Here is a 14,923-nt window from a genome sequence, read left to right on the forward strand (position 1 = left end):
ACCCACCGCTCGAATCCCCAAAATAACCAAAGGAAAAGTACACCCATGATGAAGAACAAGATCTACGCCGTCGGCGCTGCCGGAGTGATCGCGCTCAGCCTCGCTGCCTGCGGCACCAGCACAGCAAGCAGCACCAGCACGGCAACCGGAAGTCCTGCCGCCGACACCGGCTCAATGCCCACAGTGAAGCTCATGGTTGGCGGCATCGACAAGCAGATCTACCTGCCGTACCAGCTCGCGCAGCAGCTCGGCTACTACCAGAAGTACGGAGTCAAGGTTGAGCTCTCCACCGAATCACAGGGCGGCGTTGGTGCCGAGGAAGCGATGGCGTCCGGACAGGTCGACATGGCCGGTGCGTGGTACATCCACACGGTCGACTTCCAGGCAAAGGGCAAGGCCGTTACCAACCTCGTGCAGCTCTCCGGCGCCCCGGGCGAACGCATCATGTGCAGCCCGAAGGCCAACGTCCACTCGGCGGCCGATCTCAAGGGTAAGACCGTCGGCGTCACCGACCTCGGGTCGGGGACCGATGAACTCACCCAGTTCATCGCCTCGAAGGCCGGTCTTTCGAAAAGCGATTACCACACCCTCGCCGTCGGGTCCGGAGCAACGGCCATCGCGGCCATCCAGCGCGGATCAGCCGACTGCGTCATGACCACGCAGCCGACCGTGGGCGCACTCGAGAACAAGAACCTCGCTGTTTCGGCGATCGATCTCGCCACCGCTGATGGAGCCAAGGCGGCCCTCGGCGGGGAGTCTCCGGCCGCAGGTCTCCTCGCACAGTCCGACTGGGTCAAGACCCACGAGGACGCGGCGCAGAAGGTTGTCAACGCACTTGTCGACACCATGCACTGGATCAGCAGCCACTCCGCGCAGGACATTGCCGACAAGCTGCCCGCCTCCTACGTTCAGAACAGCACCATCAGCAAGGACCAGTACGTGTCCGGGCTGAACCAGGACAAGGGCCAGTTCCTGCCGGACGGGATCATGCCGGCCGGCGGTCCCAAGGTGATCTTTGACATGGAGAAGACCATCGGAGTCGACACTTCCAAGGTCACCATTGCCAACACGTTCGACAACAAGTACGCACTCGCAGCGAACAAGTTGGAAGGCTACTCGACCACCACCACGCCTGCCGGCAACGACGGCTGACCTAAAACCAGCACGGAAAGGTGTCTGCATCACAACCGTGCCGGGCAAATGACGCCTCACGATCGGCCTGCGTGGTAACACCTCACGCAGGCCGATCGCATGAAAATGAGGCCTGCAGCGTCAGCCTCCTGGAACGGGGGCAAAACGTCCCCGTGTTCAGACTTGTAGAAGTTCCTGTCGAAGCGATTCGGACCACGGGTCGATGCCCCATTTTGTGGCCGCGTCGACGCCGTTCCCGTTGCGGGCCGTGCGTCTGAGGTGCGTCGGCTGGGTCGGCTATTCGGCGAAGACCTTCTTGGCGACCTGAATGGCGGACATCGCACGGGGCCAGCCGGCGTAGAAAGCGAGGTGGATGATTGCTTCCTTCAACTCGTCCTCGGTCAGGCCGTTCTGTTTGGCCAGGCGCAGGTGGTTGGGGAGTTGCTCGAAACTTGAGGACGTGATCAGGCTCGTGACGGTGATGAGACTGCGGTCGCGTTTAGATAGTTCGGGTCGTTCCCAGACGTCGCCGAAGAGCACATCATCGGTGAGGTCGACGAGTTTCGGGGCGAAATCGCCGATGGACCGCTGGGCGGGGCTCTGCTCGGTCATGGTGTTTTCCTTTCGTCTCAGGCGTCGAAGTCAGTGCTGCGGCTGACCGAATCCCACTTGTCGGCGTCGGCGCGCAACGCGTCGAGCGCGGCACGGAATCCGTTTGAGGCGTCATTTCCGAGTAGCAACAGGTAGGGCGGGTCCTCGGATTCGACGACGTGGATTAGCGCAGCCGCGGCCTTGGCGGGGTCGCCGTTCTGTGAGCCGTGCATGGTGTCATGTTCCTTGCGCCGCTTTCCGGCGGTGTCGGCGTAGTCGGCGATCGGTTCGGCGGCCTGGGTGAGGGAACGGCCGGCGAAATCGGTGCGGAACGCGCCCGGCTCGACCGTGATCGCGCGGATGCCCAGAGGTGCGATCTCTTTGCGCAGCGACAGTGTGAGCGCTTCGATTGCGGCCTTCACTGCCGAGTAATAGCCGGACCCTTCCGGGGAGATTCGGGCGCCGATTGAGGAGAGGTTGACTATCGTGCCGGAGCGACGGGCGCGCATTCCAGGCAGCACGGCCTTGATGGTGCGGACCGTGCCGAACACGTGTGTGTCGAACAGCCGGCGCACGGCGTCGTCCTCGCCCTCTTCAACGGCGGCACGGTAGCCGTAGCCTGCGTTGTTGACGAGCACATCGACGGCGCCGAACCGCTGTTCTGCTGCCGCGACGGCAGCGGTGACCTGAGCGTCGTCGGTGACGTCGAGCGCGAGGGCGACGGCGGTGTCCGGGTAGCGCTCGGCGAGGTCCTGGATTTTCGCGGTGTCGCGGGCAGTGACGACGACGTTGTCTCCGTGCTCGAGCACCGCGACAGCGAGGGCGCGGCCGAGGCCGGTGGAGCATCCGGTGATGAGCCAGGTGGTCATAGGGCTTCTTCTTTCTGATCGTTCGTTTCGTCATCTTGTTGAAAGGCGAGCATCTGCGCGCGCCGGTATTCTTCGTCCGTGACGTGTTCGCCCCAGATGACGGTCGCGCCGTCCTTGTCGGGGAGCAGTTCGGAGAGGGCAAGGTGGGCCATGAAGTTCTCGACGGTTGCGCCGTGCCAGTGCCATTCGCCCGGTGGCGTGTAGACAGTCTCACCGGGATGCACGGCGACCGTTTCTCCGCCACGTGTCTGCACGATCGCGACGCCGTCGGTGACGCGCAGTGTCTGTCCGCGGGCATGCACATGCCAGGCGGTCCGCGCTCCGGGCGCGAAGCGCACCATTGCCGCGGTCAGGCGCGAAGGCTCCGGTCGCGGTCTGGCGACCGGGTCCACCCATACTTCGCCGGTGAAGCGATCCGGAGGCCCTTTTGTGGTCGCTGTCCGTGGTTCGATCTCCATGTCAGCCTTCGCGTGTCGACGTCGGCGCCGGGGTTTGTGTGGTGCTGGCGGCGAGGCTGCCCAGGAGGCGGAGCCGTTCCTCGGTCGGCGAGCCGGCCCGGGCCGTGTAGGCGAAAATCATCCAGCCGGGGTGATCCGGGATTTCGAGCCCTTCGTAAATGAAGTCAAGTTCACCGACGTCGGGGTGCACGATCCGTTTCACCCCGGTACGGTGCAGGCGAACATTGTGGGCGGACCAGCGGCTTCGAAAGGAGTCGCTGCGCGTGACCAGCTCACCAATCAAATTCGTGAGGCCAGTATCGTGCGGGTTGCGGCCCGCGGCGGTGCGCAGGGAGGCTACGGTGCTGTCGGCCGCGCTTTCCCAATCCGGGTAGAAAGTGCGCGATGCCGGGCTGAAGAAGATGAACCGCGCGTTGTTGCCGCCGTTCGCAGGGTCAGCCAGGAGCGGTGCCATCAATGCCCGGCCGAGCGTGTTCGTGGCGAGGATGTCCCGTTGCGCGTTCATAACCCATGCAGGCGCCCCAGTTATGGCGTCCAGGAATGCCTGCAGCGAGGGCCGCACACCGCTTGGCGCCGGGCGCCGGGCGGATACAGAACGGCGGGCGGCTGCCGGAGCAGCCGACCGGGCGAGCTCGTGCAGATACTGCGTCTCGGCCTCGTCCAAACGCAGAACCCGGCCAACAGCATCAAGGACCTCGGCCGAAACGCCGGCGAGGTCGCCGCGTTCCATCCGCGCATAGTATTCGCTGCTCGTGCCCGCAAGCATCGCGACTTCCTCGCGGCGCAGGCCCGGCACACGGCGGCGACCGCCGCTAATAATGCCTATCTGCTCTGGAGTCAGGCGTGCCCGCCGACTGCGAAGGAACTCGCCCGCTTCTATCCGATTACCCATGCCACCACTGTAGGAGCTGGCCTACGGGTAGAAACAGGAACTATCAGTTAGTGGATAACCGGCTCGCACGAACCCCAAACCGGCTCGGAACTGGTGGCCTTCGGACAGTCTGCCGGGTGCAATCATCTTTCTCGTCCCGGATCAGAGGGTCCGGACTAGCGTAATTTCGCCGGCCGGATTGCCGCCGAACCGCTTTTTGGCCGGAATCTCCTCGCCTTTCATGACGAATGAGTCGGTCTCGATCACAGCACCATCGCCCACGGTCACCCCATAGTGGATGGTGGCGTTCGTGCCCACCGTGCAGCCAGATCCGAGCCTGATGACATCGGATTTGAACGTGCCCTCCTCCAGGGAATGGCATTGAAGGCAGCTGCCGGTGTTCAAGGTGCAGTCGTCGCCGATGGTGATGAGGGTTTTTTCCGGCATGGCACAACCGTCATCGAAAACGCGCTTGCCAATCCGGACCCCCAGGAGCCGCCAGATCAGGGTCTTGAACGGTGTCCCGTTGAAAAGCTCAATCGCCGCGCCCGCACTGAGCTTCCAGAAGCGTTCGTGCCACCAGAAGTACGGCTCATAGATGGAGCAGTATTGGGGGCGAAGGTCACGGAAGCCGGCGCTGGCGCGCTCCACCACACCGAAATAGAGCACGGAGAACACCACGCTGACCACCACTGCTACAGCCATGGCGGTCGCGCCGAATGCGGGCTCGAAGGTTGCAGCCACCGTGAACAATACGTTCATGCAGAAGAGGTAGATCCAGCGGACCAGAAGGAACAAGCCAATGGTGACGGTGTTGTGACGGGTCATGGCGCCAAGCCGGCGCCGGAACTCATCTCCGGTCTTCATATAGTCAAACCGGGTATCGCGCTGCACATAGCGGGGAATCTCGAACGGTGGCGATCCGAGCAGGCCGACATTTTCCCGGAGCGGTCCATCGATGGGGATCATCACTTTGGTGGCCAGCAGACAGTTATCACCTGTTCTGGCCCCGGTAGGGAAGTACACGTCGTTCCCCACGTAGTTGTTGGCGCCGATGGTGGCCCGGGAAAGCCGGAAGGACGTGTTCGAGACATCGGTGTTGATCAGGGAGAGGCCGTCGGAAACCATGGTCCCGCTTCCAACGGCACTCAGGAAGGGAGTGTCGTGCTTCACCTCGACACCGAAGTTCGAGCCGGTCTGCTGGACTTTGCCGAGGTCGTAACCGAGCGCTTGGAGGTAGTAGACGATGTAGGGGCTGTCACCGAAGAGGTACTTGAAGAACTTCTGGTTCGAATAACGGCTGATTGCCCGGAACGCCGAGTAGTGAAGGCCATAGAGCGGGTACAACCGGTCCGGCTTGAGAATGAGGTTCTCCAGGCGGGGCAAGGTGAGGACAAGGATCAGGCCTGCCACGATCGGGACAATGAGGAGTATCAGCGATGAGTCCAGTTCATTTTGGTAGTACGTCCATCCGCTGAGGACGTCGTGGTCCGCCACCACGAAGTTGAAGACCACCCCGCCGATGCCGAGCACCAGGGGAAGGGTGATGAAGAGCAGCGTGGCGATCTGCATGGTGCAGTACGCGATAGCGCGCAGCCGGCTGCCATCTGGTGCATCGATTCTCAGGTAGTTCGTTGTGGTGGGTTGCGCCGGGGTTCCGTGCCAGTGCTGACCTTCCGGGATCGCCTGCGTGGACTGTAGACAGGATGAATGGCCCAGTTGGGCGCCGTCGCCAATGGAAGTTTCGATGTCGATGACGGTCGCTTCGCCGATGAAGGCGTTCCTGCCGATGGTGATCTGCCCAGTCTCGATAACTCCACCGCGCGCCCGGTAGCCGGAGTAGATGGAATCTTTTCGGATAACGGTTCCTTCCCCGATGGTGAGGAGGTCCGTGCAGATTGGTGCTGCCCGGGACAGGATGGCCACGTTGCGGCCGATCTTGGCCCCCAGGGCCCTCAGATAGACCACATAGAGCGGCGAACCGGCGAACAACGCCAGCGGGCTGAACCTGAGAAGCATCCGTACGGTCCAGAACCGGAAATATGGCAGGCTCCAGATTGGAATCTGCCGGCGCTTCCATCGACCGATAAGCAGCCATTTCGCCAAAAGCGGCACCAGGCACATCGCGAGGAAAACCGAGCCGCCCAGCACTATCGCCCGGAGGTAGATCTCCAACAAACCGTTGCCGTTGGCCACCCACCCGTAGCCCGAAATGATGGCGAAGGCATCGACGAAGGCATAGCCGCACAACACCAAGCCCTGCAACATCCCGCACAGCACGTACTGGACAGTGCCGGGGCTGACAATAGTCCCGTCGGACACCGGGAGCGAAGGCTGTCCCTCTATCGATTCATTCACTGGCACGTTGGTTACGCGGCCGGAAAGCAGCTCGGCAAGGCTTCTGACGGTCGGTTGCAGATAGACATCCTGCATGGCCACGGAGGGCAGGCCGCCGTGATTCCTGACCCGGGCACAGAAGCGAGCCAACAGCAACGAGTTGGCGCCGAGATCGTTGAAGAAGTTTGCCTCTGCCGACACCGATTTCATGCCGAGAGCCACGCCCAATTCGGCGGCGATGATTTGTTCCATCTCATTAGAAGGGGCCACGTACTCTTTAGCGGCGGCGCCTGCCCGGTCCCCGGTGGGAGGTGGAAGGCTCTTCCGGTCGGCCTTGCCGCTGGGGAGCACGGGGATTGCGTCCAGGCATTCCAGATATGCCGGGATCATGTAGCCTGGCAGCCGCTCGCGCAGCTTGTCGCGGATGACCGCCGGGTCCACGGCGCCGGCATCGGCGCGCAGGCTGTAGTACGCCACAAGTTCCACCAGCCCGGCCACGGGTTCGTAGGTCTTGACAACCGTCTGCGCCACTCCGGGCACCTGCAACAAGGCGGATTCAATTTCGGCCAGCTCTATTCGGTATCCGCGGATCTTTACCTGGGTGTCGATGCGGCCGTGGTACTCGATCTCTCCGTCCGTATTGAAGCGGCCGAGGTCGCCGGTGCGATAAATCCGCCCGCTGGGGTTGTTCGGTAGGCCCAGGAAATCAGGGATGAACGCCCTTTCGGTCAGGTCCGGGCGGTTCACGTAGCCCCGGGCCAGGCCGACACCGGCCAGGCCGATTTCTCCCAGTTCTCCGGCAGGAAGGGCCTGATTCTGGAGCGGGTCGAGGATGACGGCGGAGTAGGTAGGCAGCGGCACGCCGAGGGTGACCGGACGGCCCGGGTCCACGACGCTCCACGTTGCTGTCACGGTGGCTTCGGTGGGTCCGTACACGTTGAGGAACCGCCTCCCGGCCCTGTGCCAGCGCCGGACAAGATCGTCAGGGCACGCCTCGCCTGAGACCAAAAGGAACCTCAGCCCGGGGAGGTCCTCATCGATCGTTGCCAGCAGCGTGGGTACGCAACACAACGCACTGATCCGCCTGGTCCTGACATAGTCGGCGAGATCCGCGCCGAGCAAAGTAGAACCCGCCGGTTTGGGTACCAAAGTGGAGCCTGCCATCCAGGGGACCCAGATTTCCTCAACGGAGAAATCGAAGGCAATGGTCAGCCCCTGGTAGACCCGGTCCGCGGGCACATAGCCATACACCTCTGCGGCGACCCGGACGAAGTTGCAGATGCTGGCGTGCTCAATGGCCACACCTTTGGGCCGGCCAGTGGAACCGGAGGTGTAGATGATGTAGGCGAGTTCGTCCACCGGAGCGCCTTTCTCCGCGTCCGTCAGCCGCGAATCGTCCAGCATGGCCACCACAGGTTCCTCGTCATCGAGTGGCAGGGATGGCGCCGCCTCCGGCAGCTTGTCCAGCAGATGCGACTGCGAGAGCACCAGCCGCACGCCGGCGTCGTCGATGATGAACGAGAGCCTCTCAAGCGGGAAACCGGGATCCAGCGGGACGTACGCGGCCCGGATTTTGAGGACAGCGAGCATGCCCAAATAGGCGTCAACAGCGTTGTCGAACAGCAGTGCTATCCGGTCCCCGGACCGGCACCCTGATGCCGCAAGATGACGGGCCAGCTGGTTTGCCCGTGCATCCAGCTCATCGTAGGTGAGGATCTGTTCGCCGGTGTCCACCGCGATTTGGCCGGCTTTTCCCGAGGCACGCAGCCGGTCGCAACGGTCCTCGAAAAATTCGTCCAGCCGCTCTCCCGGACTCCAGTGGATGCTCTGGCTCAGCTTCGCGGCCGCCAAGGCCGGCTCGGGCTCGGGGCCGTGCCGGCTGGCGGAAGGGCCTGGTGAATGGTTCCGCCGCCCGTACCGCTTCAACACCCCGGTTGCGGCCGTGTGCTTACCCATTAGCTTCTCCTGTCATGCTCCGGGAAGCGGTTCTTGCGATACGCACAAGGGGGGAGACGCACCGGCGGCTCAGGAATGGCCGCGGATCTGAGATATGTGATTCAGGTGAAGGCCGGGGCCGGCGGACGGTCCCTGTGCCGGGCGCCCCGAGGCCGGGTGCGATGCCGTCGGCTCAAATTTCACCGGTTGTGCCACTAGGGCTGCGTGAGCCATCGCTTGTGGTGTCGCTTTCTTGATGATACGCGTGAGCTGCGACGGGCGCACCGGGTGCCGGAAAGTGGAATCGAACGGAGGCTGGCTGCTGTCCTCGACGCTGCAGGCGCGGATCAGGTGCTGGGGGAGTGACGCGGGCGCTGGCTCCCAACTCCAGCTCGAAATCCTTACCGGTTCCAAAAGGATTCGTGCGGGAATAGCATCCCGTCATGAATGCAAAACTCTTTGCCTACCTCAGTTACCCGGATGCGCCGGCGGCGCTGGAATGGATGGAGCGGATCGGGTTTGACGTGGTCCGCCGGCAGGATGGGGCTTCTGGCCAGGTCCTCCACGCGGAGGTCCGGCTCGGTGATGCCGTGCTAATGGTGGCGAGCGATGATGCCCACTATCAGCGCCCCGCCCTGATCGGCCAATCCACTGGCCAGGGGCTTTACCTGCTGGTCGACGACGTCGACGGCTTCTACCGCAAGGCCGTGGCCGCGGGGGGAACAGGCGTGATCGAGCCCGCAAGCACTGAATGGGGTGCGCAGCGCGCACGGGTACTGGACCCTCAAGGGTATGAGTGGAGTGTGGGAACCTATGAACCCGGCGCCGCCGTTCAGTAGGCGGCGCCGTTCAGTAGGCGCCGCCGTCCAGTAGGCGGCGCCGGAGGAACTGGGCCCGGGGATGCGGCGGCTACGCCACGTTGGTGTGCGCGCTCCCGGGTCCGGCATTAATTGCCGCCGCAACCAAGCGGTCGAAGCTTGCGGTCCCGTTCTCGGGAGGGACCACCGTAAAGACGGCCACCCATTTCTCCGGTGCGTTCTTCTCCAGCGTTGACGCACGGGCCACATGCAGTTGCAGCCCTGGCACTCCGCTGACAACGAGGGGTAGTTTCTCGCCGCTCTTGGCCAGGTGCCGGAATTGCTTGGCTGAAAGTTGGTCGCCGGGCCTGTTCGTGACCTCGGCGATGGCGTCATTGACCCTCTTGGTCAGCCCCCGCATGAACCTTCTCCGGGCCGAGACCGAGCGCACCGTCAGGAGTGCGGCGAAGCAGAAAGTAAACAAAATCAGGGCACCGAAACTTCTCAGGCCGGCCAGGAAGATCATCAGGAACAGGCACAGCATCATGCCAAAAATACTGGACACGATGAACTTGCCAACGGGGTTTTCGCCCGGTTGCCTTGACCAACGAACAAGAGCGACGGTGTTCTTGCTAGGCCGGTCCCGCCTTGATATTTCCATGATTAGTGCCCCTTAACTTCAATCAGCGCTTCGGCCAGGATGATTGCCTCGCGTGCGTCCTGGAGGTCGCTCAGCAGCCCCATATCCGGAACGGCTCCGGCGGCAACCGTGGAGCCGGCGAGGTCGGAGAAGATGCCGCTCAACTCTTCACGGTCCTGCGAAAGCATCCGGGAAGACGTCAGCTTAATTCTGCTCAGCTCAAGTTCCAGCAGCGACTTGTCAATCGCCTCGCGGCGCCCCTGAATGACCGCGAGTTTCTCCATGACGCGATCGACGCGGCCCCGGAGCATTCCTTCCATCTTGCCCGCCACGATGTGGAGCTCGCACAGGGCGGTGTAGGACTGCGGCGACCCCGAATGCGCGGCGAGCTGCTCACCGACGTAGCGGCGTCGTCGCTCCCAGTCCCGGACGGCGGCTTCATAGGGTTCCAACAGCAGCGCGACGGCGGCCTGGGCCTTGTCCAACGATGCGGCCCGGGCGCTCAGGCTGGTTGTGGCGGCGTCCAGCCTCGACAGGAAAGCGTCGTAATTGTCGCGAAGCTGGGCGTTATCGGTACTCATGAGCAACCGGCGCGCAGCGGCGCGGTTCCCTTCGGCGGAATTTGCCCCCGTCTCTCATGGCAAGAGAATAGAGCCTCCGAGGCCGCTGGCATAGGGTGCGGACTCGGCTCCCGCCGATTCCGGACCAGCATCACCGACACGGTGCGCGATAGAAGTTGCGGTAGCAGGGCCTCCGTGCCGCGGCGGGCGCCCGGGCAGCGGACTGCTTCCCGGTCATGGACTCGGGCGGCGGCCGGAAGGCAGCGGCGGGATAGTATCCGGCCACCTGCATCATGTAGTTCGCCCATTGCGGGCCGGCCAGCATGTACCCGTCAATGGCCTTGTAGAACTTGCCGTTGATGGTGATGTTCTGCCCGGGCCGCTTCTGGCCTTCCAGGGCGTCACCGAAGAAGGACGCGGTGGCTATTCCGCTGGTGTAGCCCACCACCCAGGTTGCGCCGTTGGTATTCGACGTGCCCGTCTTGGCCGCGGTGGGGAAGCGGCTCTGCACCTTGGGTTTGATGTAGACGCCGGACCCGCGCTTCAGCACGTCCTGCAGCACGGAGGTCACGCCGCGGGCCACCTCGGGCTTGATCGCATTCCGGCAGGAGCTGGTCTCGGCCGGAAGCTGTCGCCCTGCCGCATCGGTCACCGCCACAATGGCAATCGGTGCGCAGTACCTGCCGTCGTTGGCGAAAGTGGCAAAGGCGTTGGCCAGGTGGAGCGGCGCCACGCCTATGGCACCGAGCAGGTTGCCCAGCTGGTGCATGTTCACCCGGGCGTTATCCACGCCGCTATGGATCCCCGCGGCATCAACCATCTTTTGGATGCCGCAGAAGTCGAGTTGCGCGGCCTCGGCGAAGGTGGCGGTGTTGATGGAGTTGTACACCCCGTAGTCCACGCGCATGCGGCGGTAGTACCCGGCGTCGTTGTTCTGGAGATCGTCCGCCGCGCCGAGGCTCCTCTGTCTGGAGCTGTAGGCCCCGAGTATCCTGCCGCAGCTGGACCTCCACGGATACCCGAGCGGGTAGGAGCGCCGGGAGGCGTCCACCATGGCGTTGAGGGGCTTGCCTTCGTTGAGCCATTCCGCCAGCGTGAACGGTTTCATGGTGGAACCAGGCTGAAACCCGCCGGCGCCATTGAGGTCATTGCCGTTGGCATCCTTGGAATCGACATTGAAATTCAGCTGGCTGTCGAATTTCCCGGGCGTGGGGAGGAACACGGTGTTTTGAGCCATCGCCAGGATCTTGCCCGTGCCGGGGGCGATCGAGACCAGCGACGCGCCCCACTTGTCCGGGTTAGCGCCCGCCGTGGCATCGACTTGCGCCTGCGCAGCCAGCTGCAGCCGGCTGTCCAGCGTGGTGCTGATGGTCAGACCGCCGCGGAACAGCTTCCGCTCACGCTCCGCAAGGTCGGCGCCATAGGCCGGGTTGTTGAGGATGAGGTGGGACACGTAGTCACAGAAATAGGGCGCCATTTGCGCGCCGGCGCAGCCCTGCCTCCCCGGTGTGATCTTCAGATCCACCCGGGCGGCGACGGCGGCATCGTGTTCCTTCTTCGAAATGGAGTGGTGGCTGAGCATCTTGTCGAGAACCTGGTTGCGACGGGCGATCGCGTTTTCCGGATGGACGGCGGGATTGTAGAAACTGGGGCTGTTCACCAGGCCGGCGAGCAGCGCAGCCTGCGGCAGGGTGAGGTCCAGGGCGGTGGTGTTGAAGAAATAGCGGGAGGCCGCTTCAATGCCGTAGGCGTCCCGGGCAAAGAACACGATGTTGAGATACCCCTCGAGGATCTGGTCCTTGGTGTACTTCTTCTCCAATTCGACGGCGAGCTTCATCTCCCGGATCTTGTCGGCCATGCTCTTCTGCCCGTTGAGGACAATCTGATCCCCCCGGTCCGTCGCTACCAGGGATTCGTTGAGCACGTTGTTCACGTACTGCTGGGTCAGGGTGGAGGCGCCCTGTCTGCTGCCGTTGCTCAGGTTGGATACCAGCGCCCGGACAATTCCCTGGGGGTCGATCCCGCCGTGCTCATAGAAGCGGCGATCCTCGATCGCCACGATCGCGTCCTTGATGTAGTGCGACATCTGGTCGAGCCGGACCTTGACCCGGTTCTCCGCATAAAACGTGGCGATCGGCTTCCCGTCGGCGCTGAGCACCCTGGTCGACTCCGACGGCGGATCAATTGTCAGTTCGGAGGGAAGGCTGTTGAACAGCACGATCGATTCCTTGACGGCGACGCCGGCCCCGGCGACGGTGGGGACCAGGAGACTGGCGGCCAGAACGCCGCAGACCGCGCTCGCAGTCATGAACCCGAACAACCGCAGAAGGGTCGCGGCTACGAGGGCTCCGGTGCGTTTCCTGGGCGCCATGATGCCTGGGCAGGCTAGGTCAACGAGTCGATTGCCACGGTGATCGCAAGGAGGAGCGGAACATCCTCTCCCGCCGCGACTTCGACGCCGTAAGACTCCCGCACGCGGAACCACTTCTTCGAGATCGTGGCGACGTTATGGCCGTCACGCTCGATCTCGTACTCGTGGTCCACGATGTTGCCGTGCGCCTTCAGGTCCGCACCGTCCTTCACGTCTATGGCGAAGCGGTCCCGGAGCCCGATCAACGCCTTGTGAACGGTGGCCGCGGTATCCCCTCCGCGCTCTATTGCAACCTTGTCCCGCAGCGAAAGCTTGCGCTCCTGGATGCGCGCCACCTCGTTTCCGGAGGCGTCCTCCAGAACGAACGTGTCCCGGACGCGGATGGCCTTGCCATCGACCTTGTAGGCACGATTGCCTTGGTCGTCTTCGATCCAGAAGTCATCCCCGATCGACAGCAGCTTCTCGCGCATCTGAAACCGTTGCCCTGCCGGCTCGTCATGGCGGTGCCGTATTAGTCCCATGCCCCGACCATAGGGCCGCTTCTCCAACCGGCGCCTCACCCTAACAGGGTGGTTCGGGTGCCCCGGGAAGGGCCCGCCGTTACGCGGCAACCGGCCGGGTCAGTCGTGCCCGGCCCTATCCGCCGGTACGGCCGCCGTGCAAGCATGGCCTCAGCGACGACGCACTGTGAGGGGACCCGATGAAAGCCAACGAACTGCTGCTGGACGCCTTTGGCCGGATCCATGAGGCCGTGACCGACGCCCTTGACGGCGTCGACGATCCGGCCCTGCTCCGACGGCCGGCAGGCAACGGAAACTCCATGGCCTGGCTGATCTGGCACCTGAGCCGGGTCGAGGACGCCCAGCTCGCGTCAGCAGCGGGCCTGGAGCAGGTGTGGACCTCGCAGGGCTTTGCCGGCCGGTTCAACCTGCCGCTTCCCCAACGCGACACCGGCTACGGCCATTCGAGCAGCCAAGTCGACGCGGTGCAGGCGCCGCCGGAGCTCCTGCTCGGCTACTACGACGCCGTTCACCGCCAGACCGTCGGCTTTCTGCAGGACCTCCGCGACGACGACTTCGACCGTGTGGTCGATACACGCTGGGATCCGCCCGTCACGCTCGGCGTGCGGCTGGTCAGCATTATTGCCGATTGCCTCCAACATGTGGGGCAGGCGGCGTACGCCCGGGGCTTGAAGTCCGCACATGCCGGCAGCTAGGGGAGCCACGGACCCCGCCGACGTCCGTCAACTCTTTCCCGGACTCGCGGACACTATCTACCTCAACACCGCCACCATGAACGTCGGCAGCGCCCCTGCCAAGGCCGCCTATGACCTCGCCGTCCAGCGCTGGTCGGCCGGCCGTTTCGACTGGATGGAAGCCGAACGGGCGGGGGAAGCCGCACGCGCCATGTTCGCCGAGATCATCGGTGCGACCGCGGGGGAGATCGCCATAGTTCCGGCGGTGAGCACAGGGGCCGGGATCGTGGCGGCGAACCTGCCGCACGCGCAGCACGGGGAAAACATCGTGGTGGCCGAGAACGAATTCACCTCGAACTACTTCCCGTGGCTCCTGCTCAGGGAGCGTGGCTACGAGGTCCGTACCGTGGCACCTGACGGTGACGGCGTGTCGGCCACGGCGTTCGGCCACGCGGCCGACGGCGGCACCCGCCTGATCGCTGTAAGTGCGGTGCATTCGGCCACCGGCTACCGGGCCGACCTGCCCGCACTCAGCCGGATCGCTGGCCGTTCGGGCGCCTGGTTCTTCGTCGACGCATGCCAGGCAGCCGGTGCGGTGCCGCTGGACGTGGTGCGCGACGGCGTCGACTTCCTGGCCGCGGCCAGCCACAAATTCCTGCTGGGGTCCAGGGGCATGGGCTACCTGTACGTCCGCCGGGGGCTCCTGGACAGCCTTCGGCCAATCGTCCCAGGATGGAAGGCCGCCCGGAATCCGGCCGAGAGCTTCTACGGACCGCGCATGGACCTCTCGCCTACCGCGTCGAAGCTCGATGCGTCCCTGGCGTGGTTTCCCGCCCTGGCAGAAGAGGCGGGGCTCGGGATCTTTGGCCGGTTTGGGACCGCGGCACTGCTTGATCGCAACGCCCGGCTCGCTCGGCACCTGGAGGACGCGCTCGCGGCACAGGGCTCGGCCTACCGCCCCTTCCCCGAACAGCACCGCTCCACGATCGTCTCGGTGCCGGTGCACGACGAGGAGGCGATCCTGGCACGTTTCCGGCAGGCCAATGTGGTGGCGTCCGTCCGCGGGGGCAGGATCCGCTTGGCCGTGCATTTCTACAACCTGGAGGAAGAACTCGACCGCGTGACCGAGCTCATTGGACACAGGTGAGCGGCATCGGTCGACCCGTGG

The 14,923-nt window shown here is 64.0% G+C and carries 13 protein-coding genes; 4 read left to right on the forward strand and 9 right to left on the reverse strand.

Translation table 11 applies throughout. The features are described from left to right. Positions 1-45 precede the first annotated feature (45 nt). Positions 46-1,152, forward strand: a complete 1,107-nt coding sequence (locus C8D78_RS01030) for an ABC transporter substrate-binding protein (RefSeq protein WP_208641836.1) — start codon at positions 46-48, stop codon at positions 1,150-1,152. 276 nt (positions 1,153-1,428) lie between these two features. Here C8D78_RS01030 and C8D78_RS01040 read toward each other — a convergent pair whose 3' ends face one another. The 5 genes from C8D78_RS01040 to C8D78_RS01060 all read right to left on the reverse strand — a co-directional run bounded on the left by C8D78_RS01040 (position 1,429) and on the right by C8D78_RS01060 (position 8,213). After that, positions 1,429-1,743, reverse strand: a complete 315-nt coding sequence (locus C8D78_RS01040; protein WP_120950036.1) for a carboxymuconolactone decarboxylase family protein — start codon at positions 1,741-1,743, stop codon at positions 1,429-1,431. Positions 1,744-1,760: 17 nt separating this feature from the next. Further along, complete coding sequence (locus tag C8D78_RS01045; RefSeq protein ID WP_120950037.1) at positions 1,761-2,591, reverse strand: oxidoreductase; 831 nt, start codon at positions 2,589-2,591, stop codon at positions 1,761-1,763. Then, positions 2,588-3,049 carry a (R)-mandelonitrile lyase gene (locus C8D78_RS01050; protein ID WP_120950038.1) on the reverse strand — a complete coding sequence of 154 codons (462 nt, stop codon included), beginning with the start codon at positions 3,047-3,049 and terminating at the stop codon, positions 2,588-2,590. The genes C8D78_RS01045 and C8D78_RS01050 overlap by 4 nt, the downstream gene beginning before the upstream one ends. Before the next feature lies 1 nt (position 3,050). After that, positions 3,051-3,941, reverse strand: coding sequence for a helix-turn-helix transcriptional regulator (locus C8D78_RS01055; RefSeq protein ID WP_120950039.1), 891 nt, complete (start codon positions 3,939-3,941; stop codon positions 3,051-3,053). Positions 3,942-4,082: 141 nt separating this feature from the next. Further along, positions 4,083-8,213 (reverse strand): Pls/PosA family non-ribosomal peptide synthetase, encoded by a 4,131-nt coding sequence (locus tag C8D78_RS01060; RefSeq protein WP_120950040.1) that lies wholly within the window; start codon positions 8,211-8,213, stop codon positions 4,083-4,085. 422 nt (positions 8,214-8,635) lie between these two features. On the opposite strand from C8D78_RS01060, the gene C8D78_RS01065 reads away from it, so the two are divergent. Beyond that, entirely contained in the window at positions 8,636-9,031 is a 396-nt protein-coding gene (locus C8D78_RS01065) for a VOC family protein (RefSeq protein WP_120950041.1), read from the forward strand. 70 nt (positions 9,032-9,101) lie between these two features. Here the strand turns inward: C8D78_RS01065 and C8D78_RS01070 are convergent, their stop codons facing one another. The 4 genes from C8D78_RS01070 to C8D78_RS01085 all read right to left on the reverse strand — a co-directional run bounded on the left by C8D78_RS01070 (position 9,102) and on the right by C8D78_RS01085 (position 13,081). Further along, the gene (locus tag C8D78_RS01070) at positions 9,102-9,554 is read right to left on the reverse strand and encodes a hypothetical protein (RefSeq protein ID WP_147429514.1); all 453 of its coding nucleotides are present in this window, start codon (positions 9,552-9,554) and stop codon (positions 9,102-9,104) included. Positions 9,555-9,652: 98 nt separating this feature from the next. After that, positions 9,653-10,210 (reverse strand): hypothetical protein, encoded by a 558-nt coding sequence (locus C8D78_RS01075; protein WP_120950043.1) that lies wholly within the window; start codon positions 10,208-10,210, stop codon positions 9,653-9,655. A gap of 130 nt (positions 10,211-10,340) precedes the next feature. Continuing rightward, entirely contained in the window at positions 10,341-12,560 is a 2,220-nt protein-coding gene (locus C8D78_RS01080; protein WP_120950044.1) for a transglycosylase domain-containing protein, read from the reverse strand. Positions 12,561-12,574: 14 nt separating this feature from the next. Beyond that, positions 12,575-13,081, reverse strand: coding sequence for an LURP-one-related/scramblase family protein (locus C8D78_RS01085; protein WP_120950045.1), 507 nt, complete (start codon positions 13,079-13,081; stop codon positions 12,575-12,577). Positions 13,082-13,260: 179 nt separating this feature from the next. On the opposite strand from C8D78_RS01085, the gene C8D78_RS01090 reads away from it, so the two are divergent. Together C8D78_RS01090 and C8D78_RS01095 are read left to right on the forward strand one after the other, a co-directional pair. Further along, positions 13,261-13,776, forward strand: a complete 516-nt coding sequence (locus tag C8D78_RS01090; protein WP_120950046.1) for a mycothiol transferase — start codon at positions 13,261-13,263, stop codon at positions 13,774-13,776. Beyond that, a complete protein-coding gene (locus tag C8D78_RS01095; RefSeq protein WP_120950047.1) occupies positions 13,763-14,902 on the forward strand; it encodes an aminotransferase class V-fold PLP-dependent enzyme in 1,140 nt (379 codons plus the stop codon). The genes C8D78_RS01090 and C8D78_RS01095 overlap by 14 nt, the downstream gene beginning before the upstream one ends. Positions 14,903-14,923: the final 21 nt, after the last annotated feature.

It is taken from the genome of Arthrobacter oryzae, assembly GCF_003634095.1.
GTDB classification, from domain to species: domain Bacteria; phylum Actinomycetota; class Actinomycetes; order Actinomycetales; family Micrococcaceae; genus Arthrobacter; species Arthrobacter oryzae.

What these genes read in the sequence shown, in the direction of transcription:
- C8D78_RS01060 (WP_120950040.1), bottom strand. Translation starts at nt 8,213, where the DNA reads ATGGGTAAGCACACGGCCGCAACCGGGGTGTTGAAGCGGTACGGGCGG.
- C8D78_RS01065 (WP_120950041.1), top strand. Translation starts at nt 8,636, where the DNA reads ATGAATGCAAAACTCTTTGCCTACCTCAGTTACCCGGATGCGCCGGCG.
- C8D78_RS01055 (WP_120950039.1), bottom strand. Translation starts at nt 3,941, where the DNA reads ATGGGTAATCGGATAGAAGCGGGCGAGTTCCTTCGCAGTCGGCGGGCA.
- C8D78_RS01090 (WP_120950046.1), top strand. Translation starts at nt 13,261, where the DNA reads ATGAAAGCCAACGAACTGCTGCTGGACGCCTTTGGCCGGATCCATGAG.
- C8D78_RS01030 (WP_208641836.1), top strand. Translation starts at nt 46, where the DNA reads ATGATGAAGAACAAGATCTACGCCGTCGGCGCTGCCGGAGTGATCGCG.
- C8D78_RS01075 (WP_120950043.1), bottom strand. Translation starts at nt 10,210, where the DNA reads ATGAGTACCGATAACGCCCAGCTTCGCGACAATTACGACGCTTTCCTG.
- C8D78_RS01095 (WP_120950047.1), top strand. Translation starts at nt 13,763, where the DNA reads ATGCCGGCAGCTAGGGGAGCCACGGACCCCGCCGACGTCCGTCAACTC.
- C8D78_RS01085 (WP_120950045.1), bottom strand. Translation starts at nt 13,081, where the DNA reads ATGGGACTAATACGGCACCGCCATGACGAGCCGGCAGGGCAACGGTTT.
- C8D78_RS01045 (WP_120950037.1), bottom strand. Translation starts at nt 2,591, where the DNA reads ATGACCACCTGGCTCATCACCGGATGCTCCACCGGCCTCGGCCGCGCC.
- C8D78_RS01080 (WP_120950044.1), bottom strand. Translation starts at nt 12,560, where the DNA reads ATGGCGCCCAGGAAACGCACCGGAGCCCTCGTAGCCGCGACCCTTCTG.
- C8D78_RS01040 (WP_120950036.1), bottom strand. Translation starts at nt 1,743, where the DNA reads ATGACCGAGCAGAGCCCCGCCCAGCGGTCCATCGGCGATTTCGCCCCG.
- C8D78_RS01050 (WP_120950038.1), bottom strand. Translation starts at nt 3,049, where the DNA reads ATGGAGATCGAACCACGGACAGCGACCACAAAAGGGCCTCCGGATCGC.